Source organism: Streptomyces sp. NPDC050508, assembly GCF_040655155.1.
Taxonomy (GTDB): domain Bacteria; phylum Actinomycetota; class Actinomycetes; order Streptomycetales; family Streptomycetaceae; genus Streptomyces.
Genome location: NZ_JBFAJJ010000001.1, coordinates 580265 through 605803, shown reverse-complemented (window position 1 = coordinate 605803; position 25539 = coordinate 580265). Strand labels below are relative to the sequence as shown.

Below are 25539 nucleotides of genomic sequence, written 5' to 3'. Positions count from 1 at the left end.
CGCCCACCTCTCCCTCTCGATCAGCCGGCGGCGTACACGTCCTCGACGTAACGCCCGTCCGCCATCAGTTCGTTGAGCCACCGCTCGGCCGCCGCGTCGTCGGCGCCGGGCGTACGGTCCCGGTACAGGGTACGGAACGCCTCCCGCACGCCCGGTGCCATGCGCGAGCCGTCGCCGCAGACGAACACCCGGGCGCCCGCGTCCAACAGGGCCCACACCTCGTCGGCCTCGGCGGCGACGCGATGCTGGACGAAGGTCACTCCGCCCTCCGGGGCCGCGCTGAAGGCCGGGCGGAGCGAGACGGCTCCGGCGCTCTCGGCGGTGCGGAGTTCGTCGGCGTGGAGGTAGTCGGCGCCGGGTGCGTCGCAGCCGAAGTAGCAGAGGGCCGGGGCGAGTTCGGCGCCGGTGGCGAGAGCGGCCGTACGGTCCGCGATCGTTCCTCGGAAGGGGGCGAGCCCGGTACCGGCCGCGATCATCACGACCGGAGTGGAGTCGTCGATCCGGAAGGCCTCGCGGCACGGCTGGACGCGGGCGTACACCGTGTCGCCCGGCGCGACGGTGCCGAGGTGGCCGGAACCGGTCCCCCGGTAGACGCCCTTGCCCGAGCGGGCCGGGGCCTCCAGCAGGGAGACCATCAGGTCCGCGTGGTCGGGGTCGACGGCGGGCGAGGACGAGATCGAGTAGTGCCGGGGGCGCAGCGGGGTGAGGAGGTCGAGGAGCGTGGGCCAGTCCAGGGCGCCGCGCAACGCCGGGTGGTCATCGACGAGTTCGACGAAGGTGCGCGGGTCGTCGGTGAGGGCGGCCAGGGCGGTGCGCTCGGGCGGGCAGGGGTTGGCGGCGGCCAACGCGATCAGTTGGGCGGCGGTCGGGCGGTCCTGCAACTCGACGTAGTGGGTGAGGAGTTGACGTACCGTCACGGGTCGGTCGACGGCCAGGACGTCGCGGCGCGGGCGGGCCGGGCGGATGTCGAGGACGGTGTCGAGGTCGACGCCGAGGGCTGCGGCGGCGCGTTCGACCAGAGCCGTCGCGTTCGCGGGCAGGACGGTCAGGTGGTCGGCGGTTCGGTAGCGGGTCCCGTCCGGCAGGGCGACGCGGACGAAGCGCTTGCGGCGCGGGTGGCCGGGGGCGGTGAGGTCGTGGGCCTCGGTGACGGTCATCGGGACGAGACCGTGCCGGTCGGCGAGGGCGTCCAGGTGACCGTCGGTGAGGGTGCGGATCTCGTAGGCGGAGGTCTGCTCCACTGGTTCGGCGTCCGTGGCATCGGGATCGCCGTACTTCTCCAGCAGTGCCGTGCGCAGCCGGGCCGTGAACTCCCGTACGGCACCGGGGAGATCGCCGGAGGCGTCGGCTGCGGCACGGTCGGTGAGGCGGGTGGCGCCGAGTTCGGCGAGGCGGGCGTCGATGCGGGTCGGCATGTGCTGGTAGGTCGCGGCCCAGTTGCGGTCCCCGACGCCGAGGACGGCGTACGTCACGCCATCCAGGTCGTGGGTCTCCTCCAGCCAGGCGGCGAAGGCGAGGGCGTCGTCGGTGGGACGGCCGTTGTAGGAGGCGGCGGTGATGACGACGGGCCGGTCCGTGGGCAGTCCGTCGGCGTACGCGTCCAGCGGTGCCACCTCCACGGCGCACCCCAACAAGGCCGCCTCGTCGGCCAGTTGGGCGGCGAACTCGCGGCAGGTGCCGTAGTTGCTGCCGTGCAGGAGGAGGGCCGCGATGCCGGGTCGGACGCGGGCGGGCAGGGTGGCTGTGTCGACCGAAGGGCCCTCGGGGGCCTCGACGGCACCCGGCAGCGGACTGTGCACGCGGTCGGCGGGGGTGCGCGGGGTGAGGGTGAGAGTGAAGCCGTCGGGCTTGAGGGTGAGGGTCTCCTTCACCGTGAGCCGGTAGTCGGCGTGGTCGTGCAGCCGGTAGCGGTGGACGAGCATCGCGAGCAGCATGGTCGCCTCGTGCAGCGCGAACTGCCGCCCGATACATGCGCGTTCACCGGTGCCGAACGGCTTGAAGGCGTGCACGGACCGGGCCGCCTCCGCCTCGGGCGTGAAGCGCGAGGGGTCGAACAGCTCGGGGTTGTCGCCCCAGCCGGGCTGCCGGTGCAGCATCGGCGCGATCACGGTGACGGCCTGCCCGGCGCTGAGCAGGATGCGCCCGCCGAGCACCGTGTCCTCCAGCGCGTGCCGACTGAACGCGGCGGCGGTCGGCCACAACCGCAGCGCCTCATTGAGCACTTGACGCGTATAGGTGAGTCGGCCGACCTCGTCGTACGTCGGCTCCAGGTCCGCCGTGTCGCCCCACAGCGCGTCCACCTCGCGCTGCACCAGTTGGAGCACGGCGGGATGCTTGGCGAGGTAGTACAGCGCGAACGACATCGCGCCGGACGTCGTCTCGTGGCCCGCGATCAGGAAAGTGATCACCTGGTTGCGGATGTTGGCGGTGTCGAGCGTCGTGCCGTCGACCGGGTGCTCGGCGGTCAGCATGAGTCCGAGGAGGTCCTCCGCGTCGCCCTGCTCGGTGCCGGTGCGGGCGGCGACGACGTCGTCGACGACCTGGGCGAGATAGTCGGCGTCGGCCCGGAAGGCCGCGTCGGCCACCGAGTGGTCCTCGCCCGGGACGCGCGCCAGCCGGGTCATGCTCCACTCCAGGCAGCGCACCATGGACTCGACGAAGGGGTGCGGCTCGTCCCGCTCGAAGGACCCGAAGTCGTAGTCGAATCCGGCGAGTCCGATGGTGTCCAGGGTCATCCGGGTCATGTCGTCGGGCACGTTGACGGGCTGCCCGGCACGGGCGCCTCGGTCCCAGGCCTCGACGAGCCGGCGGGCCACCTTCAGCATCACGGGGTGGTAGGTGCGCATCGAGCCGAGCGCGAAGGCGGGCATCAGGATGTCGTGCGCCTTGGCCCAGTTGGGCTCGTCGTTGTACGCCGTGAAGAGTCCGTCGGCGGCGAAGGCCCGCACGTTCTCCAGGGCGGGCCCGATGTGCTTGGCGAACCGCTGCTCGTCGGCGAGGTCGGTCACCAGGTCCAGATCACTGACGAACAGCGTGTCCCGCCCGTGCAACCGCCGTACGAACACCGGTCCGTGACGGCGCATCAGGTCCATGATCTGCTGCATCGGGGTGCGACCGGGGCCGATCGCGGTGATGTCGACGACGGGTACGCCGGGGAGCGTGTCGACGGGCTGGGGGTGCGGCGCGGTGGGGGGCATGGCGCGACAACTGCCTTTCGCGGTACGGAAGTACTGCGATCCAGCGTGCTCGCCGCGCCCCTGCGGACCGCGCCGCGCGACTACACGATCGTGTAGCGAAAGGCACCGATGGCGTCTTGCGCCGACGGCACGGTCCGGCTAACCGGGCGCGTGAACTGAGTGCGCGTACTCATGCGTACCCAGTGACCGCCCCGGCAGGGTGGGCCCATGACGCAGGTACTGCCCGAACGCTCACCTCGGCGCAGCAGATGGCCGTGGTCCCACCGGACGTCGCGCGTCTCGGACATCAGCGCCGCCGTCCTCCTGTCCCTCGTCGAAACCGCCGTCTTCGCATTGAAGACGTTCAGCGACGCCATGAAGGGCTGGGCCGCGCAGGGCCAGCCGGACAGTATCGGCGGCGACTCGACGCTCGCGAGCATCGTCTGGACGGAACACCTCCTCTACGTCCTCCTGGCCCTGGCGGGACTCGCGGCACTGTCCCGCGCACCGTGGACGACGGTGTCGCACCTCCTCGCCGCCTTCGTCGTGTTCGCGCTGCTCACGGGCGCGTGGCAGGGCTACGACCGCACGCATCCGGCCCCCGCGCCCACCCCGTCCATCCAGTACACGCCCTGCCTCAGCGGCAGTGGGAAGTGCCGCTGAGCCGCATGATTATGTAGTGGGCAAGGGCATGGCAGGAGGTACGGGTGGACTGGACCCGCAGGGAGGGCGTGGTGTGGCGCAACCGTGCCCTGATGCTCTTCGACCGGGTGTCGGTGCCGGTCGCGGTGTGTGACGTGTACGGCTCGGTGCAGGTCGCCAATCCCGCGATGGCGGCGGAGTGCGGCACGACGCCGGGACGACTGCGCGGCCGGGACGTACTCGACCTGTTCCAGCCGCAGGAGTCGGGACAGGTCGAGCGGATCGCGCAGGCGCTACGGCTGCGGCACCGGTCGCGTTACGAGGTGTCGGTGCGATGGCGGGCCCCGGGCGGCGCCGAGCGCTACGGCGAACTGACGGCCGACCCGGTGAGCGACACCGTGGAGGACACCCCGGCACTGCTGGTGATGCTGCGCGTACAGGGCGAGGGCGAGCCCCGCGAGGACACTCCCACGCAGGTCACCCCGATCGAGGCCCGCATCCTGGCGCTGCTCGCCGGGGGTGCCACCACGGCCCGCGCCGCCCGCGAGACCGGCCTCACCACCGACGGCGTGACCTATCACCTACGACGCCTGTCGGCCCGCTGGGACGCGGCGAACCGTACCGAACTGGTCGCCCGCGCCTATGCGCTTGGGGTGCTGACGCCGGGGGTGTGGCCGCCCATGCCGGTCACCGCCTCCGACGAGCGGTAGGCCGTACCCGCTCCCTCCGGCGCCCCGAAGCGGGCGAGGGTGTGCCACACCATCTTCAGGTCCTGGAGTTCGTAACGGCCGGTGCGGGCGGCGTCGCCGATGATCCGCGGGTCGACGATCCCGCGCTCGGCGATGTGGGCGCCGAGGTCGGCGTACTCCTGACCCCGATAGTCCGCGTACCGGCGCAACTCCCGCACGGTGAGCCGGTATCCGGGGTGCCATTCGACGGGACAGGGCAGGCGGCGGGCGGCAATTTCGACGGGGGTACCGCGGTAGCTCGCGTCCAGGACGAGTGCCTCCGCGTCCCGGGCGAGGACGACTCCGCCGTGCACCTGTGTCTCGATGTAGTCGTTGAGGGCGTCCTGTTCGTCGGCCTCGGCGAGCGCGATCAGGGACATCCCGCCAGCGACGCCGAAGTCGGTCGGTTCGGCCGCGCTGTCCGGGTAGCAGAAGGTCGCACGGGCGAGGACCGCGCCGGTCAGCCGGAAGTGCGAGGAGCCGAACCGCGGGGCGGCGCCCACCACTTGGCGCCGGAAGTCCAGCGCGCCGTACACCGGTCGCTCGGGCGCGGGCGCGTCGTCGTAGGCACCCGCGAAGATCCGGCTCTCCCAGCGCCAGCGGTCGCCGCCGGGGTGGGCGGTGAGGCCGCCGTTGCTGGTGCCGGTGACGAACTGCGAGTGGTACGTGCCGTCTTGGGCCAGCGCGTCGAGGATCGGTCGCCCGGCCGCCGTACGGTCGGGATGGAAGTTCAGCGTGATACGCAGCCGCCGGTCGACGGCCGGGCCCGAGGACCGTGCCGCCACATGCCGAAGCGCCTGCGCCTGCCGCGGCTCGACGCCGTCGAAATCCACTGGCTCCTCCACCGCTCACCTGATTACCCTTGGCCAAAACCTAGACCCTCTAGGTTTTGGTTCGGGCACCACCCAGGAGGCTTCCCATGAGATCACTCACCGAGCACGACATCCGCAACTCATTTGTGAACTGCTCGAAGGGCGAGGCCAAGCGCCTGGCGACCCCGCGCGATCTCGACACCCGACCCTGGGGCGACCTGGACTTCCTGGGCTGGCGAGATCCCGGGGCGCCCGACCGCAGTTATCTGGTCACCGAGCGGGCGGACGGGCTGGTCGGTGTCACCCTGCGGTTCCCGTCCGCGCGGCGCGGCTTTCCGCACCGGAGCATGTGCTCTCTGTGCCTGACGACCCACCCGGGCGGCGGCGTCTCCCTGATGACCGCGCGCAAGGCGGGCCCGGCGGGCCGCGAGGGCAACTCGGTCGGCCTGTACATGTGCACCGACCTGGCCTGTTCCCTCTACGTGCGCGGCAGGAAGATCCCGGAGTCGGGCATCCGCATCGAGGAGAGCCTGACGACGGAGCAGCAGATCGAGCGGGCGGTGGGAAATCTGACCGCCTTCCTCGACAAGCTGTACGTCTGACGTCGATCCCGCTCCTACTCCACGGCGATCACGATCTTGCCCCGGTTGTCGCGACGCTCCAGCCGCTCGTGGGCGGCACGCGCTTCGGCGAGGGGTACGACCGTCTCGATCGGCACACGGTAGGTGCCGGCCGCGACCCGCTCGGCGAGTTCACGCAGGTCGGGGCGGGGGTCGTAGCCGCCGTGGACCTGGAGGTTGGTGAGCTGGAAGCCGAGGATCGACGCGTTCTTCGGGTAGAAGTCGCGGGTGTCGACGGTGCTCGACTCCAGGGCGACATTGGCGAGCGCGACGACTCGGCCGCCGTGCCCGATCTCGCGCAGGCTGCGCCCGAAGGCCCGGCCGCCGACGGTGTCGAGGACGACGTCCGCGCCCCGACCACCGGTGAGCCGCAGCACCTCGTCGACCTCCGCGTCGTCGGGGTAGGAGGACGTGTCGAGGGTGGTGTGGGCGCCGAACTCCCCTGCCCAGGCGGCCTTTTCGGGTGATCCGGCGAGGGCGATGACCCGGGCGCCGGTCTCGGCCGCGATCTGCACGGCCGCGCTGCCGACTCCGCTCGCGGCGGCCTTCACGACCACGGTGTCCTCCTTGGTGAGGCGGGCGAGGTGCCGCAGGCAGTACCAGGCCGACAGCCAGGCGACGGGCAGCGCGGCAGCATGCGTCAGGTCCACCCCGTCGGGCAGGGCGGTCACCTGGGTAGCGGGCACGGCTGCCAACTCGGCATAGAAACCGGGCGAGTTCACGCCGTCGAGGGCCACGACCCGCTGCCCGACCGTGAATCCGGTGACGCCCTCCCCCAGCGCGGCGACGGTGCCGGCGCCCTCCACCCCCGGGATCAGCGGTGGTTTCCCGGCCCGGTGGTAGTTGCCGGACCTGATCAGGGCGTCCGCGCGGTTCACCCCCGCCGCCGCGACCCGCACCAGCACCTGCCCGGGGCCCGCGACCGGGTCGGGCGCCTCGACCGGCACCAGTACCTCCGGCCCACCGAACTCGTCGATCCGTACCGCACGCATACCGAACCCGCTCCCTGTCACGGCCACCGAACCGGCCGACACCTATTGAAGTGGTGTCACCATGCGACACCGGACGAACAGGTGTCAAGGGTCGCCCGACAACGCCCCGTACGACGATCTCCCGTACACCTCCTGAACCGGTGTGCGCGAGGTATGCTCGCTGCCATGACCCTCCCGCTCGCCTTCCCGTTCATCGGCGGACGCCCGTGTCTGAACTTCGCGGCGACGCTCGGCAAACGGCACGGAACCCCCGTCGAGCGGCTCCCGGATCCGTCCGCCCTGGCCCGCTGGATCACGGAGGCGGAGCTGGCGGCGGGTACCGAGCCGGTGCGGGTCACGGCCCGGGAGCTGACGGACGCGCGCGCCCTCCGGGAGGCGCTCTACCGCGTCGTACGGGCCGCGATGGCCGGCCGGAAGCCGGAGGCGGCCGACGTCGAGCGGATCAACGAGGCCGCCGCCCGCCCGGATCTCGCACCCCAACTGGGCGAACAGCGCTGGAAGTCGGCGCATCCGGCACGCGCGGCGCTGGCGACGGTGGCCCGGGACGGCGTTCTGCTGGTGGGCAGTCCACTGCTGGAGCGGGTCAAGGAGTGCGAGAACCCGGAGTGTTCACTGCTGTTCCTCGACGACTCCCAGGCCCGCCGCCGCCGTTGGTGCTCGATGGACCGCTGCGGCAACCTCGCGAAGATCGCGGGCTATCGCTCGCGCAGCCGGGCCGCCGTGACCGAGTGAAGGTGGATCAGGACGTCGTAGCTGCGCGCCAGCGCGATGTCGTGCGGGTTCTCCGGGTAGTCGGTGCCGATGCTGCGGGTCGGCCGTGCCGTCTCCAGCCACGTCCGGGCCGGTGATCCGACCGAGCGCAGATCGACCACGTAGTCGGCGAACCGCACCTGGTCCAGGGTCTGTTCGTTGCTGCCCGCCCCGGCGGGTCCCAGCGTCCAGCGGTGGATCGCGTCGTCCGGACCAGTGGCGTTGAACGAACCCCGGTCGAAGGTCAGACCCACGCCGACATACCCGGAGCCGAGCTGGTCGTGCAGGAACGCCCCTTGCATCTTGGGGTAGTTGGCAGGATCGGACGGCACATAGCCGATGTGGGCGTCATGCGCGGACAGCAACACCTTGGTTCCGGTGTGCCGTTGCCACCAGACGACGTTGGCGGCCATCGTCTCGTCCCGATAGCGCATGGCCGCGGCGATCTGCGCGGGGTCGTCGAAGTCGAAGTCGTACTGCCGAGCCACCTGGTCGACGACAGCCGCGTTCTGCACGGCCCAGCCGTACGCCTCGCGGTCCTCCCCCGGTGACTGGCGCTTCAGCAACTCCAGTGCCCGGTCCGCACGTTCGGCCATCTCCTTCCGTTCGGCGTACGGCTTGTCCAGGTACTGCTCGATGTACGTCCCGGCCGGCACCGTGGGCCGCAGCCCGCGGTACAGCTCGGCGAGGCGGGCGCTCAACTCGGGGTGGGTGCGGGCCACATAGGTGCTGACCGAGTCGTAGAGTTCGGGTCCGGCCCAGCCCATGTCGTCGCCCATGAAGCGCACGGGGTCGCCGGGATGCCGGACGTTGTACGCGCGCATCCACTCGACGAGTTTCAGGTAGTCGGTGTTGTTCCACCACAGGTAGTCGCGCTGGAACTCCTCGCGGAAGATGCGTCGCGGGTCCCCCTTGCCGTACAGGACGTAGTCGTTGAGGCGCAGGCCGGTGCTCCAGGCGCCCTCCAGGGCGAAGGTGCGGAAGCCCTTCTTCTCGACGAGGTGGCGGAAGACGCGGTCCTTGAGGGCGAAGAAGTCGTGGGAGCTGTGCGTGGCCTCGCCGAGGCCGACGACTCGGGCGCCGCCGAGCATCCGGTCGAGGGGGCGTAAGTCGTCGGTGGCGCCGCCCGGTTCGACGGTCCGCAGGGGGTGGGCGGAGCGGTCGAGGGCCGCAACCACGGCCGAGGGCGCGTGAGTTGGTGTTGCCGTGGCGGCCGGGGTGCCGACCGCGACGGCGCCGAGGCTGATGAGCAGGGTCAGGATCAGTCCGGTCCGATGCCGTTTCATGGTGCGAGGGTTGCGTGCCTCAGGGGCGGAGGCCATGCAGTGATCCTCCGTATCGGGGTGGGGTTTCCCTCAGGATCCGGCGGGCGTCCAGTGCGGGTCCCGTCCGAGGAAGGCGAGGAGCGCCTCGGACCTGCCGTAGCCGTCCGCCACCTCAAGCGCGGGCGCGAACACCCGGTAGGCGTCGCGGAGTTGGTCGACGAGCCGTTCCGCGGCCGGCCAGATTCCCTCGGCCAGGTCCGCCCCCAGTGGCCGGTTCTGGCCCGTGGCCGCCGCGATGTCCCAGGCGTGCACGGCCGCGTCCATGGCGGCCGTCGCGGCGGCGAACGGGAGGGGCATCGGGCCCAGCGGTGTCGGCACCCGGTCGGTGTCGGCGGGCAGCCGCGCGTACCCGTCCGCCACCGCGCGGAGCACCTTGTCGAGTTCGGCTACCGGGTCCCCGTCCAGGGCGTCCGCCGGGTGGAAGGGGTCGGAGTCGGGCCGGTCGCCGGTGAGGACGAGGCCGTATGCCTGCTGGTCGACGCGTGCGTGGTTGAGGACCTGCCGTACCGTCCACTCGCTGCACGGCGTCGGCGCCGCCCAGGCCGTCCCGGGCACGGCGGCGACCACCTCGCGCAGGTAGTCGTGCGAGCGGGTCAGCACCTCGATGCCCTGGATGTTCGTCATGAACGTTCCCCTCCCCTTGGTCCCCTTGGCTCCGTCCGGTGATAACAATCTAGGACCCCTTGCGGACAGTTACTGTCCTCAATGGATACGTTCGACGCATCTGTGAAAGGGAATAGGCCAAGGATGCGAGATGTCCGTGAGTGGACCGCGCCACTGGTGCGGTTCGTGGGGCGTCGCCGGGACCCGGTGGTCGTCCAGACGCTGCGGTCGGCGACCGCGGCGACGGTCGCGTACGTCGTCGCACTGCGCCTGAGCCCCGAGCCTGCGCCGCTGACCGCTCCCCTGACCGCGCTCCTCGTCGTGCAGGTCACCCTCTACGCCACCCTCACGAACGGCATCCGCCGGGTGAACGCCGTGGTCGCGGGCGTGCTCGTCGCCATCGCTTTCAGCCTGCTGGTCGGTCTGACCTGGTGGAGCCTGGCGCTGCTGATCGTGGCCGCACTGGTCGTCGGGCGACTGGTGCGGGTCGACGAGTACGTGCCCGAGGTGGCGATCAGCGCGATGCTGGTCCTCGGGGTCACCACGGTCGGGAACACTGCCTGGGCACGGGTCGTGGAGACACTGATCGGCGCGGTCGTCGGACTCGGCTGCAATCTGCTGCTGGCGCCCCCGGTGTGGGTGGACGAGGCCGGCGAGTCGATCGAGGGGCTGGCCCGTCGGCTACGACGGCTGATGCGGCGCATGGGCGAGGAGGCGGCGGGCCGTACGCCCGTCGACCACGCCACCGCGCGGCTGCACGAGGCGCGCCGGCTCGACCACGACATCGTCGAGGTGGACGCGGCCCTGAGGCAGGCCGAGGACAGCCTGCGGCTCAATCCGCGCGTACGGGAGGGGCTGCTGCACCGGGTCGTGCTGCGGACCGGCCTGGACACCCTGGAGATCTGCACGGTCGTGCTCCGCGTCCTCGCGCGGACCTTCACCGACCTGGCGAAACAGCGCGACCCCGAGCCGCTGTTCGCGCCGCCCACCGGCGCGGCCGTAGAACAGCTGCTGTCCGAGATCGGTGATGCCGTGGTCAGTTTCGCGGTGCTGGTGACCACCGATGTGACGGTGAGCGCCGAGTCCGCGGAGTCGCGGCTCACCGCCGAACTGCACACGGCCGCCGCGACCCGCGACAAGCTGGCCCAGCTGCTCCTGGAGGAGGTCCAGCGCGACGCGGCCCAGTGGCAGCTGCTGGGTGCGATGCTGACCGAGGTCAACCGCATGCTGGACGAGCTGGACACCGAGCACCGCTCGCGCCGGCTGCTGGAGGAACTGGACCGGTGTGCCGGCGAGCAGCGCGAGCGCCTGCCGTGGCTGACCTGGCTGCGGGAGCGGGTGGGCGTACCGGAGCGGCTGCGCAGGAACCGGGACACGGGCGCCGATCGTTCCAGGTGACGGAGTCATCTCAGGGGGTGCCTGAGGCAGCACGGCGATGGGGGCGGGCGCATGACCGACAACGGCGTACGGATCGACGGGAACACCTTGCGCCTGCCCGGTGGGGTGGCGGTGCGCTTCGTCCGCACCCTGCGGCTGCCCGAGACGGGTACGCATCCGTTGCCGCCGGGGCTCGGCGAGTTCCCGGTCCGGCGGGTCGCGGACTTCCCGGACACGGTGCCGGAGGAGTGGCGGGCGCGGAGCGGGGTGATGCTGCCGGTGTATCTGCGTGAGGCGATGTGGCTGAGCTTCGCGGGCACGCGGGAGCCGGCCGCCCTTCAGGTCGGGGTGGGCAAGGTGTGCGCGGTCTCGGGCGAGCCGTGGAGCGACCGGTTGTCCCGGAGCCCGCAGAACTACGTGGTGCTGCCCCGCCAGCCGTGGCTCGACGGCATCAACTCCGGCAAGGGCACGGTCCGTCAGTTCGTGGCGGTCCCGCTCGGCCTCGGCGCGACCGTCGAGGGGCAGGTCACGGGCGAGGAGGTGTGGGGCGGCGTCCAGCTCCAGTCCTTCCCGCTCGTCAAGCGGGAGTTGACCAAGTGGCGCAAGGCCGAGCGACGCCGCTCGGAGCGGGCACGGAGGACGACCTTGCCGATCGGCGGCCACGGCATGCCCGCCATGCCGATGATGTCCGGGCCGGCCGCCCCCGCGCCCGGCGCCGCGCCGACGCCGAGCCGCGGGGCCACCGCCATGGGGCTCGGTGTCGGCGGTTCGATGCACCAGGAGGTCTACGAGGACGACCGCCCGCCGAAGTCCTGGGCCGATGCGCCCGCCGGGCGGGTCTTCGTCCATCTGGTGACGCCTCCGGAGTGGCGCCGTATCACCGGCGAGGCCCCGCCGCCGTCGCCGGTGGACCGTGCCGCGTACACCCGGGCGGGGCTCCCCTGGTTCGACTACTACGACCAGGACGCCGCGGATCTCGCCCCCACCGACACCCTGGAGGCGGTGCAGCCGGTCGGCGACTGGCTGGGTGACGACCATGAACCCTGGCAGCAGCCCACGCCTGACCAGGTGCAGCCTCTCAAGGACGCGCAGGGCGAGCCGGTGGAGGACGGCGACTGGTGAGCCAGTCACCCATTGCAGCATGCGCAACGGTCGTTGCCGGTCTTGCGCTCGACGGGCCCTCCACGCCAAGGTTGCTGTGACGACCGGGGCAAGCGACGACCTGAGGGTGTGGGCATGACCAGTGGTGCGGAGCCGTCACGCGAGGGCTGGAGCAGGCGCCGTTTCTTCGGCGCCCTGGCGGGAACAGCGGCGGTGGTCGTGGTCCCCGCACCGGCTTCGGCACCGGGGGATCCCGAATCCGCTCCTACGGCGGACTCGACGGCCGCGAAGGCGCCCGCACCCGGCGCCCACCACCCGGGCAAGGATTCCGGCCCCCGCCCTCTCTACCTCGGCACCTACACCTCGGTCGACGGCGGCGGTACGGGCATCGGCCTGGCCACCTACGACACGTCGACCGGGCAGATCACCGGCGCGGGCACGCTCACCGGGGTCGCCGACCCGTCGTACCTCGCTCTGCACCCCGACGGCCGCACGCTGTACGCGGTCGACGAGCAGACGGCCGGCGCGGTGACCGCCGTACGCCTGGCGGACCGCAAGATCCTCGGCGCGCGGAGCACCGGCGGCGCGGGCCCCTGCCATCTGTCCGTGCACCCCACCGGGCGCTGGCTGCTCAGCGCCAACTACACGTCCGGCAGCGTGGCCGTGCACCCGATCGACACCTCGGGCGAGCTCGGTGACCGCACCGCCCTGGTCAAGCACTCCAGTCCCCAGCCGGGACCGGGCCAGGACGGCCCGCACGCGCACCAGTTCGTCACGAGTCCCGACGGCGGCCATGTCCTCGCCGTCGACCTGGGCACCGACACGGTCTACACCTACCGCCTGGACACCACGAAGGGCACGCCCACCGAGGTCTCGCAGGCGCACACGCGCGCGGGTGCGGGCCCGCGCAGCCTCACGTTCCACCCCGGCGGCCGGTACGCCTATCTGGCCAACGAGGTCGACGACACCGTCGCGGTCTGCGCCTACGACCCGGCGACGGGCGCCCTCTCCATCGGCGACCCGCAGTCCAGCGGCAGCACGGGCGGCACCACCAACTACCCGGCGCAGATCCTGGTGACGTCGAGCGGTGCGTACGCCTATCTCGCCAACCGCGGCGACAACACCCTTGCCCGGTACGCCGTCGAGGCGGACGGCGCCCGGCTCAGGCTGCTCGACACCGTGCCGGTGTCCGGTGACTTCCCGCGGCAGATCGCGTTCTCGCCGGACGGGGCGCTGCTGTTCACGGCGAACCAGAGGTCGAGCACGGTCAGCGTGTTCCATGTGGACGCCACGAGCGGTGAACTACGGCTCGCGGGCGAGCCGTTCGCGTCACCGGTCGCCGTCTGTGCGCTGCCGCTGTAGGGGGCGCGGGCAGGACGCGGCACTGGCCTGGGTGAGCAGTGCGTGCATGCGCTCGGTGAGGTGGGCGACCGTGTCGGCGGGCGCGTGGAACGGCAGTCGTACGTCGCCGTGGGCGCGGGCGCGCTCGATGCGCAGGGTCAGTCCGTGCCGGTCGACGGCGAGGGGCTGGACGCGGACCGCGCCGTGCAGGCTGTCGGGTTCGACGAGCCGGGTGAGCCGCTCGACCGCGTCGGAGTGGCAGTCGGCGAGGTGGGTCAGCAGCTGGGCCTCGGCCAGGGCGAGCGGGTCGGGTTCGGCGGCGGCGAACTCGTCGAGGTCGATGACGACCGCGCCGGTCGCCGGGCGCAGCACCACGCGCGTTGCGCGGAAGGCGAGTTGGTCCTCCTCGGACACGAACCAGCCGGCCATCCACAGCCGGGCCCGGATACGGTTGCGTACGGGGACGGGCGCGACGTCCGCGAACTCCAGGACGGCGGACGGCTCTCCGCGCGGCGCGCAGATCGCGGTCGCCAACAGGGCGCTGTCCTCGGGTACTTGAAGGAGCACCCGGCCGTCGTCGGCCACGCTGTGCGCTCCGACGAACTCCTCGCGACCGCCCTCCGCGGTCACCGCGCAGGACCATGCGGCGGCGAGCACCGAGCGGGCCCGCTCGGCCGCGGCAGGCACGGCCGTCCACGATTGGCTGTCACCCATCCCTGAACCTCCTTAGGTAAGCCTTGCCTAACTTACCGAAGATCGGGGCGCACGCCAACCACGCCACGCAATCTCTACAACGGCACTTCGGGGTGAGACCACAGTCGTTCAGGGCGAGATGACGCCCAACAGGGCCCGCGCGCACAGATCGCGCACCTGCTCCCGGCTCAACTCCGGCCCCCGCAGCCACTCCAGACAGACGGCGGTGGTGAAGGCCAGCCAGCCGCGCACCGCGAGCTTCGCGTCGGGCCGCTCCGCCACGGCCGGCCCGAACTCGGGATCCGCCGCCAGCGCGGCCAGGATCTGCCGCTCCTGCGCCGCCAACGCCCGCTGATAGACCCGCCGTACGGTCTGGTCCCCCGCCGCGTCGGCACGGTGGAAGGCGCGGTAGCCGTGCGCGTGGGTGTGCACGTACTCCAGATACGTGTCGAGCGCGACGGCGAGTTGCTCACGGGCCGGTACGCCCGGTACGGCCGCCGTCATCTGCAGCATCCGCTCGCTCTCGCGCTCGACGACGGCCGCGAAGAAGTCCCGCTTGGTCGGGAAGTAGTGGTAGAGCAGCCCGCGGGAGACCCCGGCGATCTCGGCGACCTGCTCGATCCACACGTCGTCGTAGGGATCCTCAGAGAACAGCCGCGCACCCACCGTGAGGAGTTGCTCCCGGCGCTCCTCGGTGCTGAGGCGACGGCGCGTGCGCTCACCCTGGTTCGCGGCCATTCCCGCACTTTACTTGACGTCGGTTCAACAACGGGATCACACTGAAACCCGCTATTGAACCCACGTACAACAGGCTCAACCTGCCGCAGGATCAAGGGAGATCGCGTCATGGCGGAGACGACGACAGCGACGCCGACCGCACTGCCGAAGGGATTCCGGGGTGCCGAGCAGGGCTGGCCCCGCCTCGACCGCATCCCGCATCCCCCGCGTCGGGTCCCGCTGCTCGGTGACGTCCTCGGCGCCGACCGCCGCACTCCCCTGCAGGACACGCTCCGCTACGCCCGCCAACTGGGCCCGATCTTCCGCCGGAAGGCCTTCGGCAAGGAGTTCGTGTTCGTGTGGGGTGCCGACCTGGTCGCCGACATGGCGGACGAGTCACGGTTCGCCAAGCATGTCGGTCTGGGGGTCGCGAACCTGCGGCCGGTCGCCGGGGACGGGCTGTTCACGGCGTACAACCACGAGCCCAACTGGCAGCTGGCGCACGACGTCCTGGCCCCCGGCTTCAGCCGCGAGGCGATGGCCGGCTACCACCCGATGATGCTGTCCGTGGCCGAGCGGCTGACGGACCGCTGGGACCGCGAACTGACGGCCGGACGGTCGGTGGACGTCCCCGGCGACATGACCAAGCTGACCCTGGAGACGATCGCCCGCACCGGCTTCGGCCATGACTTCGGCTCCTTCGAACGCGACCACCCGCATCCCTTCGTCACCTCGATGGTGGGCACCCTCAGCTACGCCCAACGCCTCAACTCCGTACCGTCCCCCCTCGCCCCGCTCCTGCTGCGCACCGCGACGCGCCGCAACGAGGCCGACATCGCCTACCTCAACCGCACGGTCGACGACCTCGTGCAGACCCGCCGTACGGCGGGCGGCGACGGCGACCTGCTCGACCGGATGCTCGACACGACCCACCCGGAGACCGGCGAGCGCCTCTCCCCCGAGAACGTTCGCCGCCAGGTCATCACCTTCCTGGTCGCCGGCCACGAGACGACCTCGGGCTCCCTCTCGTTCGCCCTGCACTACCTCGCCCGCCACCCGGAGATCGCGGCCCGCGCCCGCGCCGAGGTCGACCAGGTCTGGGGCGACACGAAGACGCCGGGCTACGACCAGGTCGCCAAGCTGCGCTACGTCCGCCGGGTGCTCGACGAGTCGCTACGGCTGTGGCCGACGGCGCCCGCGTACGCCCGCGAGGCCACCCGGGACACCGACCTCGCCGGGGTCCACCCGATGCGGCGCGGCGCCTGGGCGCTGATCCTGACGCCGATGCTGCACCGCGACCCCGAGGTGTGGGGCGCGGACGCCGAGGAGTTCGACCCGGACCGCTTCGACGCCAAGGCCGTACGCTCCCGCGCCCCGCACACCTTCAAGCCGTTCGGGACGGGGGCGCGGGCGTGCATCGGCCGCCAGTTCGCCCTGCACGAGGCGACGCTGGTCCTCGGTCTGCTGCTGCGCCGCTACGAGTTGCGCCCCGACCCCGCGTACCGTCTGCGCGTCACCGAGCGGCTGACACTGATGCCCGAGGGTCTCCGCCTGCACCTGGACCGGCGCACGGCGGCGGCCCCGGCCGAAGCGGTGCCCGTTCCCGACGACGGCCCCTCAGAGCCCCGCTGTCCAGTGCACGGGGCGGACGACTGACTCCGGCAACCTCGTCCCGGCGCTCCCCCGGGCCGCGTTGACCTGGGGCTGGGTGAGGAAGAACGCGCCGGTCAGATCGGCGTCCGTGAGATCGGCGTCCCGCAGATCGGCACCGATCAGATCCGCACCCCGCAGGTCGGCCCCGGTGAGATCGGCCGCGATGAGGTAGGCGCCGCGCAGGTTGGCCCGGCTCAGATCGGCGCCCTTGAGACGGGCGCCCATGAGATCGGCACCGCGCCGGTCCTTCTTCTTCCCCTTCACGCCGGCCCGCATCAGCTCACTGGTCCGCAGCAGCAACACATTGACCTCCTGCCGATGCGCGCCCACGTCCAGCACGCCCAGCTCTTCGGGCGTCCCGCGCGTGAGCGCGTCGGTCTTCTCCAGCGCACGACGCAACTCGCCATGGATCGACCCGGCCGCGGGAAGGGTGAGCGCCTCGGTCAAGTACCACAGCAACTCGTGAAGCTGCCGTACGACGGGAAACACGTCGAACATCCGACGCGACTCCGCTCGCGGGACCGTACGCCAGTCCTGACCGCCGAAGGTGACCTGCGAGACCTTCTGCCCGGCCCCGAAGCAGTCGTAGACCGTGCAGCCGGTGAAACCCTTCGGCCGGAGCTTCGTGTGGATTCCGCAGCGGTGATCGCCCTGGAGATTCGGACACGGTGTCCCCGCCGCCTTGTCGATCGCGAAGTCCGTCGCCGCGGTGAAGGGCAGCGCCACACAGCACAGCCCGAAACACCGCTCGCAGTCGCCGCGCAGGTCGGTCGGGGCCGCTATGTGATCTTCCATGTCGTTCAGCGTACTGACCCATCCAGGTCGAGGCGCCCCAGCCGGTCCGGGTCGGACAGGATGTAGACCTCGGTGATCCGGCCGTCGGCCACGGTGACGCCCATGACCGAAAGCAGCTGTCCTTCGGGCGCGTTGACCACACCCACCGAGCCGTTGACCAGAGCGAGTCGGGCGAAGCGGGCGAACGGCGCGAACATGAGGGCCTGTTCGGCGACCGCGCGTGCTCCGCGCACCGCCTTGGAGGCAGCCGCGCCCCGCACCAGCGCGCCGGAGTCGGCGCGCAGGGCCACGTCCGGGTGGAGGAGTGCGACGAGGGCGTCGAAGTCGCCCTCGCGTGCGGCGGCCAGGAAGGCCTCGACGATCTCGCGCCGGCGGACGAGGTCGGGATCCGTCGACGGGCGCGCGCCCTGCACCCGGCGGCGGGCCCTGCTGGCCAGTTGGCGGGTCGCGGCCGAACTGCGTTCCACGATCGGGGCGATGTCGTCGAACGGCACCGCGAACATGTCGTGCAGGACGAACGTGAGCCGCTCGGCGGGCTCCAGGGTCTCCAGCACGACGAGGAGGGCGAGACCCACCGAGTCGGCGTGGAGCACCTCCTCCTCCGGGTCGAGGTCCGTGAGAGGGCTGATCAGGGGGTCGGGGACGAACGTCTCGGCGAAGGTCTCGTCGATGAGGTCCTCGCGGCGCGCGGTGCGGGAGCGCAGCAGGTCGAGGCAGACCCGGCCGACAACCGTGGTCAGCCAGCCGCCGAGGTTCCTGATGTCGTCCACGTCGGTACGGCTGAGCTTCAGCCACGTCTCCTGGACGGCGTCCTCGGCCTCCGGCAGCGAGCCGAGCATGCGGTAGGCCACCGCGCGCAGTCGGCCGCGGTGTTCCTCGAAGCGGTCCGCCAGGAGTTCCGTGTCGTTCATACCGTCCCCGTTGTGGATTCCGTAGTCGTGCGAGCGAAAGCCGGAGGGATCAAAACACGTCCTCCGCCGCCATGGCCATACGGTTTCTGGCTCCCCTGTCCGTTTGCGGGCCGGGTGGGGCGGGACGACGATGGTGAATCATGGACCCGGTCGGCGTCGCGTCCCGCAGTCTGCCGCGCATCGCGGCCATGTTCCTGGCCGTCCTCGCCACCGCGGTCCTCACCACCGCGGCCACGGCCCGCTCCACTGTCGTCTCACCGGGTTTCTACCGGTCCACGCTGGACGAGCAGAAGGCCTACGACCGGCTGTACAACCAGGTGCTGGTCGATCCGAAGACGGCGGCGGTCACGCGCGGGCTGCTGGCCCGGCTGCCCGTGCCGGAGGCCCAGGTCACCTCCAACCTCAAGCTGGTGCTGCCACCGGAGACGGTCCGGGACCTCACCCAGCAGCAGATCAACGCCGTGGTGGGCTATCTGGGCGGCAAGAGCGACTCGCTGGACCTCACGGTCGATCTGCGGCCGGTGCTGGCCAACGTCAACGACCTGGCCCAGATCTACTTCGGCGATCTCGTCGCCTCGGTCCAGGACCGGCCCGAGCCCGATTTCGAGCGCTTCTCGGCCGACCTGTCCGCCGCTCTGGGTGCCGTGGCAGCGGGGCACGTGCCCGACGGGCTGCCCGCCCTTCCGCTGACCGAGGCGCAGGCGGGCCAGGCGGCCGGGACACTGGTGAGCGGCCTGCCCGTCGCCGACCGGGACACCCTGCGCCCCGCGGTCGAGGCGGCACTGCGGAACGGCGATGTCGCGACCGCGCTCGCCACCGTCGCCCCCGCCGTCGTGTCGGACCGGACCCGCACGGCCGCCGCCCAGCTGCGGACGTCCGTCGGCGGCGGCACCTGGAACCTCACCGACGCCCTCGCCGCGTCCGGCAACGACCTGGCTCCCCTCCACCGCGCCCGCACCTACACCGCCGTCGGACTCGGCCTGGCGGAGGCCCTCTCCTCGGCGCTCCTCGTTGTCGCGCTGGCGGTGCTGTGGGCGGCCGGGGGTTCGGCGCCTCCGGGTCGCCGACTGCTGCCGCTGGGCTGGTCGCTCGCGGCCGGCGGGGTACTGGCCGGGCTCGTCGCCGTCCTGTTCCGGCTGGTCAGCGGCGGGCAGGTGATCGATCCTCCGGGTTCGTGGCCGCCGAGCCTCGCCCGACTGGTCGACGACGTGCAGCGCACGGCCCTTGACCGGCTCACGACCACCGCCCTGACGACGGCCCTGGTGCCCGTGCTGGCCGGTGCCCTCCTGACCGGCGTGGGCTGGGCCCTCCAGGTCCGACCGCACCTCTCCGCGCCGCCCCGCGTCCGGTGGCTGGCCCTGGCCACGAGCGGCGCCGCCGTCGCCGGCATCCTCCTGGTGCCGTACGCCGTCACGCCCGCCGCGTCCCGCGCCTGCGAGGGCAGCGCGGCACTGTGCGACCGGTCCTACGACAAGGTCGCCTACCTCACCTCGCACAACGCGATGTCGACGACCGTCGACCGGTTCATCGGCCCGCTCCAGGACCCGGGCATCACCGCCCAGTTGGACGACGGAGTGCGTGCCCTCCAGATCGACACCTACCGGTGGGAGCGACCCGACGAGATCACCCAGCGGCTCGCGGAGTCCGACTTCACCCCGGAACAGCGGAAGTTCATCGCCGCGGCCGTGGACAGGTTCAACCCGCCGCGCGAGGGACTGTGGCTGTGCCACTCCGTGTGCCGGGCCGGCGCCCTCGCCCTGGTGCCCGCCCTGCGCGAGATCGGCGACTGGATGCGTGCCCATCCGACCGAGGTCATCACGCTGATCGTGCAGGACGCGATCAGCGGCGAGGACACCGAACAGGCCTTCGCACAGGCCGGGTTGACCGACCTGGTCCACACCCCTGACGCCGATCCCGCGAAGCCCTGGCCGACCCTGGGCGACATGATCGACAGCGGGCGACGGCTCGTCGTCTTCGCCGAGAAGGCCGACGGTCCGGCGTCCTGGTACCGCAACTTCTACGACTACGGCATGGAGACCCCGTTCGCGTTCCGCACTCCGGACGCGATGAGTTGCATACCGCATCGCGGCGGCAGCGACAAACGCCTGTTCCTGCTCAACCACTTCATCACCATCGACGGCGGCAGCCGACTGGACGCGGGCAAGGTCAACGCCCGGCAGTACGTGCTCGACCGCGTCCACCGCTGCGAGCGGGAACGCGGTCGGCCGGTGAACTTCGTCGCCGTGGACTACACAACGATCGGGGACGCGGGCGGAGCCGTGGACGAACTCAACGCCCAGGTCCGATAGACCTGTTGCCCAACAGCTCACTCAATAACGTTGCGCCTTCGCCAACTTCGGGGTCAGTACCGGCTCGGGCGGCTTGGCGCTGATGGCGACCGGCTGGGCCTTCGCGCCGGGCGCGAGGTTCTCGGCGCCGACGTAGCGGGTCTCCACCACCTTCCCCGAGGAGTCGAGGAAGTCGACCTGGACGGCGTACGACGCCTTCTTGTCGGTCTTGTTGGTGATGTTGACGACGACGGCGAGCAGGCCGCTGGTCTGGGCGCGCGGTTTGCCGGTCATGGCGACCTCCGACATCGCGTTGCCCTGACCCTTGACGTCCTTCAGCTCGTTCTGGGCGTCCTTGCTCGCGCGGGCCACCTCGGCCGACACGGAGGCCTCGAAGGAGGACGCGGCGGCCGAGGCGGAGGAGGCTGCCGCGGAGGCGGCGGCACGGGCGGACGCGACCGCCGAGGAGGCGGCCGACTTCAGGGGCGACGGAGTCATACCCGAGAAGGAGGCCGTGTCCGGGGTCGAGACCTGCGAGCTGCTGCTGGCGGAGCTGTCGTTGTCGTTGTCGTTGCCGCACGACACCAACGTGACCGTGCTCGCCGCGACGACAGCGAGGACCAGGGCGGCCGGGCGGGCCCGGCGGAGCGACTTGGTATTCATCGAAATAAACCCTATGCCGGAAATTTCGACGCGGCATGTCCTCGACGGCCACCCGGTGGAGCCCCCCCTCACACCTCGTCGCGGGTGAGAGCGAGCAGCCGGTCCAGGACGCGTGGGCCGCCGGCCCGTACGCCGTCGTGCTCGAACTCGTCGGTGACCCAGGTGCGCAGGCCGCGGATCGTGCGAGCGGTCTGAAGGGAGTGGGTCGCGTCGACGTACATGTCGTCGTGGTAGACGGCGGCGGCGACCGGGACCTCGTTGGCGGCGAGGCGCGCGGGGTCGTAGAGCGGCTGCCAGTCGGTGTGGGCGGCGAGGAGTTCGGCGGTGTCGCGGAGCGGGCGCAGGGCGGGGTCGCAGTCGAACATCCAGGGGTGGATGGACTCGCCGGTGAAGAGGAGGGGGCTGTCGCCCGCGAGCGTCTTGGCGGCGTCGAACTGCGGGAACTCGGCCCGGACCCGCTCCGCCGACCAGGCGGTGGGGCGGCCGTCCTGGCCGTAGATCGCCTCGTGGACGAGGGCGTAGAGGGGGTGTCCGGCGTACGACAGGGAGTTCTGGACCTCTTCCTGGAACGCGTCGGAGAGTTCGTGGCCCTGCGGGGTGCGCACGAAGGCGCTTTCGAGGAGGAAGTGGAGGCGGTGACTGCCGTCGCTGCCGCCGAGCATGATGCCGAGGGACTGGAAGGCCTCGGCGGTGAGCCGGTAGCCGTTGGGGAGGATCGGTTCGTGCCGCATCAGGTGCTCCGCGATGCGGCGGGCCCGTTCCACGTCCTGCGGGTAGCGGTCGTAGTGGGCGGCGACCTTGCGTTCGATGCGCGGGTAGGCGGCCCGGTAGACGTCGTCGGCGTGGGCGTCCAGGGACGGCAGGCCGCCGGTGAGGACGGCGGCGCGCAGGCCCTCGGGGGCGGTGGACAGGTAGTTCACCACGCAGAAGCCGCCGAAGCTCTGGCCGAGGACGGTCCAGGGGGCGCCGCCGGTGAGGGCCGGGCGGATCGTCTCGCAGTCCCGGACGATCGAGTCGGCGCGGAAGTGCGTGAGGTGCTCGGCCTGCTCGGCGGGGCCGCCGCGCAGCGGGAGCGTCTGCCGGGTGAGCGGAGTGGAGTGGCCGGTGCCGCGCTGGTCCAGGAGAAGCACGCGGTACTCGTCGAGCGCGCGGTCGAGCCAGGCCTGTCTGCCGACGAAACGATTCGCCCCGAACCCGGGACCACCCTGCAGGTAGACCAGCCACGGCAGGTCCTCGCGGTGCGCCTTGTCGCTCGCGACGACCTCACGGGCGTAGAGCTCGATGGTCTCGCCCGTGGGGTCCTCGTGGTCGAGGGGCACGGTGAAGTGGCGGTCGGTGAGGACGACGCCGGGCTGGCGGTAGCTGACAGACAACGGGGCTCCTGGTACGGACGAATGACGGGCCGCGTCACATCTCAGCACATGCGCGTCCGATATCCGACCCCCTGGATCATGAAATCCTGCCGACCTCTACTGACCGACGGGTCAGCGGGCGGCCAGGCTGGAGCGGCGCACCACCAGTTCCGGCTGGAGCACGACCCGCCGGTGCTCGTGCGGTCGGGCCGCGGTCTCCGCCTCGGTCTCCTCCAGGAGCAGCTCGGCGGCCAACGCGCCCATGGTGACGGCGGGTTGGCGGACCGAGGTGAGCGGGACGGCTGCCGCGGCGGCGAACTCGATGTCGTCGTAGCCGACGATCGCGAGGTCGTCGGGGACACCGACCCCGGCCGCGTACATGGCCTGGAGCACGCCGAGGGCTAGGAGGTCGTTGGCGCAGAAGACGGCCGTGGGCCGGTCGGCGAGGCCGAGTAGACGTGCCCCGGCATCGCGCCCGGCGGCCACGTCGAGCCGGTCGGTGGGCAGCTCGCGCAGCGCGTCGGGGTCGAGTCCGGCCTCGGCGAGCGCGTTCTTCGCGCCGGTACGGCGGTCCCGTACCTGGTTGAAGCCGGGCGGGCCGCTGACGTACGCGATGGATCGGTGCCCGGCGTCGACGAGGTGGCGCACGGCGAGCGCGCCGCCGGCGACGTCGTCGACGGAGACCGAGCACTCGGTGGTGCCCTCGGCGACGCGGTCGACGAGCACGAAGGGGATGCCGTGCCGACGGAACGACTCGATGTTGCGTCCGGTCGCGTCCGCCGGGGTCAACAGCACGCCCCGCACCCGCTGTTCGGCGAAGAGCGACAGATACTCGGCCTCTTCGGTGGGGCTCTGCGCGCTGTTGCAGACCATCACACCGAGCCCGGACTCTCGCGCGGCCCGCTCGGCGCCGCGGGCCACGTCCACGAAGAACGGGTTGCCCATGTCGAGGACGAGCAGCCCCATGATCCGGCTCCGGCCCGCGCGCAGCTGACGCGCGGACTCGCTGCGGACATAGCCGAGCCGGTCGATCGCGGACAGCACCCGGGCCCGGGTCTCCGTGGCGACGGTGTCCGGGCGGTTGATGACGTTCGAGACCGTGCCGACGGAGACTCCGGCAGCGCGGGCGACGTCCTTGATACCCACCGGCTGGGCCATCAGGCGGAGACCTCCAGGGTGACGTGGGACGGCGGGCAGGTCTTCACATTACCGCCATGACCTGTGACGACTCCTACGACCATGCCGGTCACGCGGGCAGGGCGAAGTCGACGACGTGGAGTGCCGAGGGGGTCGTGCCGCTCGACTTCTCCTGGTACATGAACGACAGCACATTGTCCGCCTTGACCCGCAGCTCGTCGATGACGACCTCGCCGAAGGCGTTCAGGCCGCTCCCGTCGTACAGCAGCGCCCAGTCCGTGTAACCCGAGGACTTCGAAGCGCCCGCGATACGGCCGTAGGGCAGGACCGCGTAGGCGTTGTCGTACTTGTCCAGGACCAGCTTGCTGCGCTGGCTGGAGTTCAGGGCGATCGGGATCTCGGTCTTCTGCCAGGTGCCGGCGGAGTTCTTGCGGACGTGGAAGGCGCGGCCGTTGGCGGTGCGGTCGGTGACGTAGTTGGTGGTGCACTGGCCGAAGCGGCCGGGGACGTAACTGATGATCGCGTGCGGGAGGCCGGTGGAGTCGGTGGACTGGCTCTCCTGGTTCATCAGGGAGTGGTCGGGGTCGAGCGGGTCGACGACCAGGCCTGCGTCCGTGACGGCCACGGTGTTCGAACTACCCGTGGTTCCTACGACAGTTCCCGCGTCGTTGCGCCAACTGCGGCCCCGGTCGGTCGAGTAGACGTAGCCGGTGTCGTGGTTGGTGATGCCGCCGCTGTTGCACATCACGGCGGCGGACTGCTCGCGCCAGGTGAAGAAGGAGTGCAGTCGGCCGTTGACGTCGTAGTCGATGCCGTGGAGGTACATGTTGCGGGCGGTGCTGGAGCCGTGCGTGCTGGTGTAGGTACCGGTCGAGGCGCTCCACTCCCCCAGCGCCGTCCAGGTCGAACCGTCGTACTCGGCAAGGGCGTTGCGGCCGTTGCCGGAGATCCCGACGCGGTAGCTGAGCTGGAGCTTGCCTTCGGGGGTGGCGATGAACTGGGGGTAGGTGAACTGGGTGGTGAGGGCGACTCCGTCCAGCGATGTCTGTACGGCTCCGAAGACGGCCGAAGTCCACATGGTGGACGCCGGGTTGTCGAGGAGGCCGGCGACCGACTTGACGTAGAAGAAGCCGTCGCTGTGCGAGTCCATGTTGAGGTGGAGGCGGCCGTCGACCTTGGACACGCCCATCGAAATGACGTTGTGGGAGTCGTCGCTCTTCAGGGTGTGGGAGAGGGTGACCGTGGACCAGGTGGAGCCACCGAGGATGCGGCGGGCAACGACGGCGTGCTTGGTGGACGTGTACCAGGCCGCGTACTGGTAGCCCTTGTAGGTCAACAGGCCGTTCTTCTGGAACGAGTTGTTGTTGACCAGGCCGTCGTACGAGACGAAGTAGACGGCCTGGGCGTCCAGTTGGGTGGTGCTCTTCTTGGTGACGGACGGGCCGGGGTCGGCTGCCCGTGCGATGCCCGGCGTTGCCACGGCCGCAAGTATGGCGGTGGTGAGCACGGCGCGTCTTCTCATGAGCGGCTCCTGTGGGGGATCACCCGAGGTGGAAGACCTCGGTGAGGGGCTTCATCGCTTCGTCGGGACGGGCGCCGTCCAGGGACTCGAAGAACGGCGCCATCTCCGCCTGCCAGCGGGAGTTGATGTCGGTGGCTTCCATGCCTGCCTGGGCAGCGGCGAAGTCCTCGGTCTCCAAGTAGCCGACCAGCAGGCCGTCTTCGCGCAGGAAGAGCGAGTAGTTGTGCCAGCCGGTGGCCGAGAGTGCGTCGAGCATCTCGGGCCACACGGCGGCGTGCCGCTCGCGGTACTCGTCGAGGCGGTCCGCCCGGACCTTCAGCAGGAAGCACACGCGCTGCATC

23 protein-coding genes are annotated in these 25539 nt (G+C 71.2%); 9 read left to right on the top strand and 14 right to left on the bottom strand.

Going from position 1 to position 25539, the window contains the following annotated elements:
• Positions 1 to 20 precede the first annotated feature (20 nt).
• A complete protein-coding gene (locus AB0I69_RS02705) occupies positions 21 to 3197 on the bottom strand; it encodes a cytochrome P450 (protein ID WP_363093674.1) in 3177 nt (1058 codons plus the stop codon).
• Between the two features lie 207 nt (positions 3198 to 3404).
• On the opposite strand from AB0I69_RS02705, the gene AB0I69_RS02700 reads away from it, so the two are divergent.
• Together AB0I69_RS02700 and AB0I69_RS02695 are read left to right on the top strand one after the other, a co-directional pair.
• The gene (locus AB0I69_RS02700; protein ID WP_363093673.1) at positions 3405 to 3839 is read left to right on the top strand and encodes a DUF6234 family protein; all 435 of its coding nucleotides are present in this window, start codon (positions 3405 to 3407) and stop codon (positions 3837 to 3839) included.
• Positions 3840 to 3883: 44 nt separating this feature from the next.
• Positions 3884 to 4528 (top strand): PAS domain-containing protein, encoded by a 645-nt coding sequence (locus AB0I69_RS02695; RefSeq protein ID WP_363093672.1) that lies wholly within the window; start codon positions 3884 to 3886, stop codon positions 4526 to 4528.
• On the opposite strand, the gene AB0I69_RS02690 is transcribed toward AB0I69_RS02695, so the two are convergent.
• Positions 4459 to 5379: a DUF3626 domain-containing protein gene (locus AB0I69_RS02690; protein WP_363093671.1), complete on the bottom strand. Its 921-nt coding sequence runs from the start codon at positions 5377 to 5379 to the stop codon at positions 4459 to 4461. The two genes, AB0I69_RS02695 and AB0I69_RS02690, sit on opposite strands and share 70 nt — an antisense overlap.
• A gap of 86 nt (positions 5380 to 5465) precedes the next feature.
• Between AB0I69_RS02690 and AB0I69_RS02685 the strand changes: the two genes are divergently transcribed.
• Complete coding sequence (locus tag AB0I69_RS02685) at positions 5466 to 5960, top strand: FBP domain-containing protein (RefSeq protein ID WP_363093670.1); 495 nt, start codon at positions 5466 to 5468, stop codon at positions 5958 to 5960.
• Between the two features lie 14 nt (positions 5961 to 5974).
• Here the strand turns inward: AB0I69_RS02685 and AB0I69_RS02680 are convergent, their stop codons facing one another.
• Entirely contained in the window at positions 5975 to 6970 is a 996-nt protein-coding gene (locus tag AB0I69_RS02680) for a zinc-binding dehydrogenase (protein ID WP_363093669.1), read from the bottom strand.
• Positions 6971 to 7135: 165 nt separating this feature from the next.
• Between AB0I69_RS02680 and AB0I69_RS02675 the strand changes: the two genes are divergently transcribed.
• Positions 7136 to 7702 (top strand): ABATE domain-containing protein, encoded by a 567-nt coding sequence (locus AB0I69_RS02675; RefSeq protein ID WP_363093668.1) that lies wholly within the window; start codon positions 7136 to 7138, stop codon positions 7700 to 7702.
• Here AB0I69_RS02675 and AB0I69_RS02670 read toward each other — a convergent pair.
• Both AB0I69_RS02670 and AB0I69_RS02665 read right to left on the bottom strand, forming a co-directional pair.
• Positions 7666 to 9006, bottom strand: a complete 1341-nt coding sequence (locus tag AB0I69_RS02670) for an erythromycin esterase family protein (protein ID WP_363093667.1) — start codon at positions 9004 to 9006, stop codon at positions 7666 to 7668. The genes AB0I69_RS02675 and AB0I69_RS02670 overlap by 37 nt on opposite strands.
• A gap of 69 nt (positions 9007 to 9075) precedes the next feature.
• On the bottom strand, positions 9076 to 9669 hold the full coding sequence (locus AB0I69_RS02665) for a TIGR03086 family metal-binding protein (RefSeq protein WP_363093666.1): 594 nt from the start codon (positions 9667 to 9669) through the stop codon (positions 9076 to 9078).
• A 123-nt stretch (positions 9670 to 9792) separates the two neighbouring features.
• On the opposite strand from AB0I69_RS02665, the gene AB0I69_RS02660 reads away from it, so the two are divergent.
• The 3 genes from AB0I69_RS02660 to AB0I69_RS02650 all read left to right on the top strand — a co-directional run bounded on the left by AB0I69_RS02660 (position 9793) and on the right by AB0I69_RS02650 (position 13488).
• The gene (locus tag AB0I69_RS02660) at positions 9793 to 11046 is read left to right on the top strand and encodes an FUSC family protein (protein ID WP_363093665.1); all 1254 of its coding nucleotides are present in this window, start codon (positions 9793 to 9795) and stop codon (positions 11044 to 11046) included.
• 51 nt (positions 11047 to 11097) lie between these two features.
• Positions 11098 to 12147: a hypothetical protein gene (locus tag AB0I69_RS02655; RefSeq protein ID WP_363093664.1), complete on the top strand. Its 1050-nt coding sequence runs from the start codon at positions 11098 to 11100 to the stop codon at positions 12145 to 12147.
• Positions 12148 to 12261: 114 nt separating this feature from the next.
• The gene (locus AB0I69_RS02650; protein ID WP_363093663.1) at positions 12262 to 13488 is read left to right on the top strand and encodes a lactonase family protein; all 1227 of its coding nucleotides are present in this window, start codon (positions 12262 to 12264) and stop codon (positions 13486 to 13488) included.
• On the opposite strand, the gene AB0I69_RS02645 is transcribed toward AB0I69_RS02650, so the two are convergent.
• Positions 13456 to 14181: a DUF2470 domain-containing protein gene (locus tag AB0I69_RS02645; protein ID WP_363093662.1), complete on the bottom strand. Its 726-nt coding sequence runs from the start codon at positions 14179 to 14181 to the stop codon at positions 13456 to 13458. The two genes, AB0I69_RS02650 and AB0I69_RS02645, sit on opposite strands and share 33 nt — an antisense overlap.
• Positions 14182 to 14289: 108 nt before the next feature.
• The gene (locus AB0I69_RS02640; protein WP_363093661.1) at positions 14290 to 14898 is read right to left on the bottom strand and encodes a TetR/AcrR family transcriptional regulator; all 609 of its coding nucleotides are present in this window, start codon (positions 14896 to 14898) and stop codon (positions 14290 to 14292) included.
• Between the two features lie 108 nt (positions 14899 to 15006).
• On the opposite strand from AB0I69_RS02640, the gene AB0I69_RS02635 reads away from it, so the two are divergent.
• Positions 15007 to 16533, top strand: coding sequence for a cytochrome P450 (locus AB0I69_RS02635; protein WP_363093660.1), 1527 nt, complete (start codon positions 15007 to 15009; stop codon positions 16531 to 16533).
• Here the strand turns inward: AB0I69_RS02635 and AB0I69_RS02630 are convergent.
• Positions 16495 to 17325 (bottom strand): pentapeptide repeat-containing protein, encoded by an 831-nt coding sequence (locus AB0I69_RS02630; protein WP_363093659.1) that lies wholly within the window; start codon positions 17323 to 17325, stop codon positions 16495 to 16497. The genes AB0I69_RS02635 and AB0I69_RS02630 overlap by 39 nt on opposite strands.
• 5 nt (positions 17326 to 17330) lie before the next feature.
• Complete coding sequence (sigJ, locus tag AB0I69_RS02625; protein ID WP_363093658.1) at positions 17331 to 18236, bottom strand: RNA polymerase sigma factor SigJ; 906 nt, start codon at positions 18234 to 18236, stop codon at positions 17331 to 17333.
• 140 nt (positions 18237 to 18376) lie between these two features.
• Between sigJ and AB0I69_RS02620 the strand changes: the two genes are divergently transcribed.
• Positions 18377 to 20545 carry a PI-PLC domain-containing protein gene (locus AB0I69_RS02620; protein WP_363093657.1) on the top strand — a complete coding sequence of 723 codons (2169 nt, stop codon included), beginning with the start codon at positions 18377 to 18379 and terminating at the stop codon, positions 20543 to 20545.
• 21 nt (positions 20546 to 20566) lie between these two features.
• Here AB0I69_RS02620 and AB0I69_RS02615 read toward each other — a convergent pair whose 3' ends face one another.
• The 5 genes from AB0I69_RS02615 to AB0I69_RS02595 form a co-directional block, all read right to left on the bottom strand.
• Positions 20567 to 21187, bottom strand: coding sequence for an FxLYD domain-containing protein (locus tag AB0I69_RS02615; protein ID WP_363093656.1), 621 nt, complete (start codon positions 21185 to 21187; stop codon positions 20567 to 20569).
• 68 nt (positions 21188 to 21255) lie between these two features.
• Entirely contained in the window at positions 21256 to 22560 is a 1305-nt protein-coding gene (locus tag AB0I69_RS02610) for an alpha/beta fold hydrolase (protein ID WP_363093655.1), read from the bottom strand.
• Between the two features lie 111 nt (positions 22561 to 22671).
• On the bottom strand, positions 22672 to 23697 hold the full coding sequence (locus tag AB0I69_RS02605; protein ID WP_363093654.1) for a LacI family DNA-binding transcriptional regulator: 1026 nt from the start codon (positions 23695 to 23697) through the stop codon (positions 22672 to 22674).
• An 88-nt stretch (positions 23698 to 23785) separates the two neighbouring features.
• Positions 23786 to 25198 carry a BNR repeat-containing protein gene (locus tag AB0I69_RS02600; protein WP_363093653.1) on the bottom strand — a complete coding sequence of 471 codons (1413 nt, stop codon included), beginning with the start codon at positions 25196 to 25198 and terminating at the stop codon, positions 23786 to 23788.
• Positions 25199 to 25217: 19 nt separating this feature from the next.
• On the bottom strand, positions 25218 to 25538 hold the full coding sequence (locus tag AB0I69_RS02595) for an L-rhamnose mutarotase (protein WP_363093652.1): 321 nt from the start codon (positions 25536 to 25538) through the stop codon (positions 25218 to 25220).
• Position 25539 lies beyond the last annotated feature (1 nt).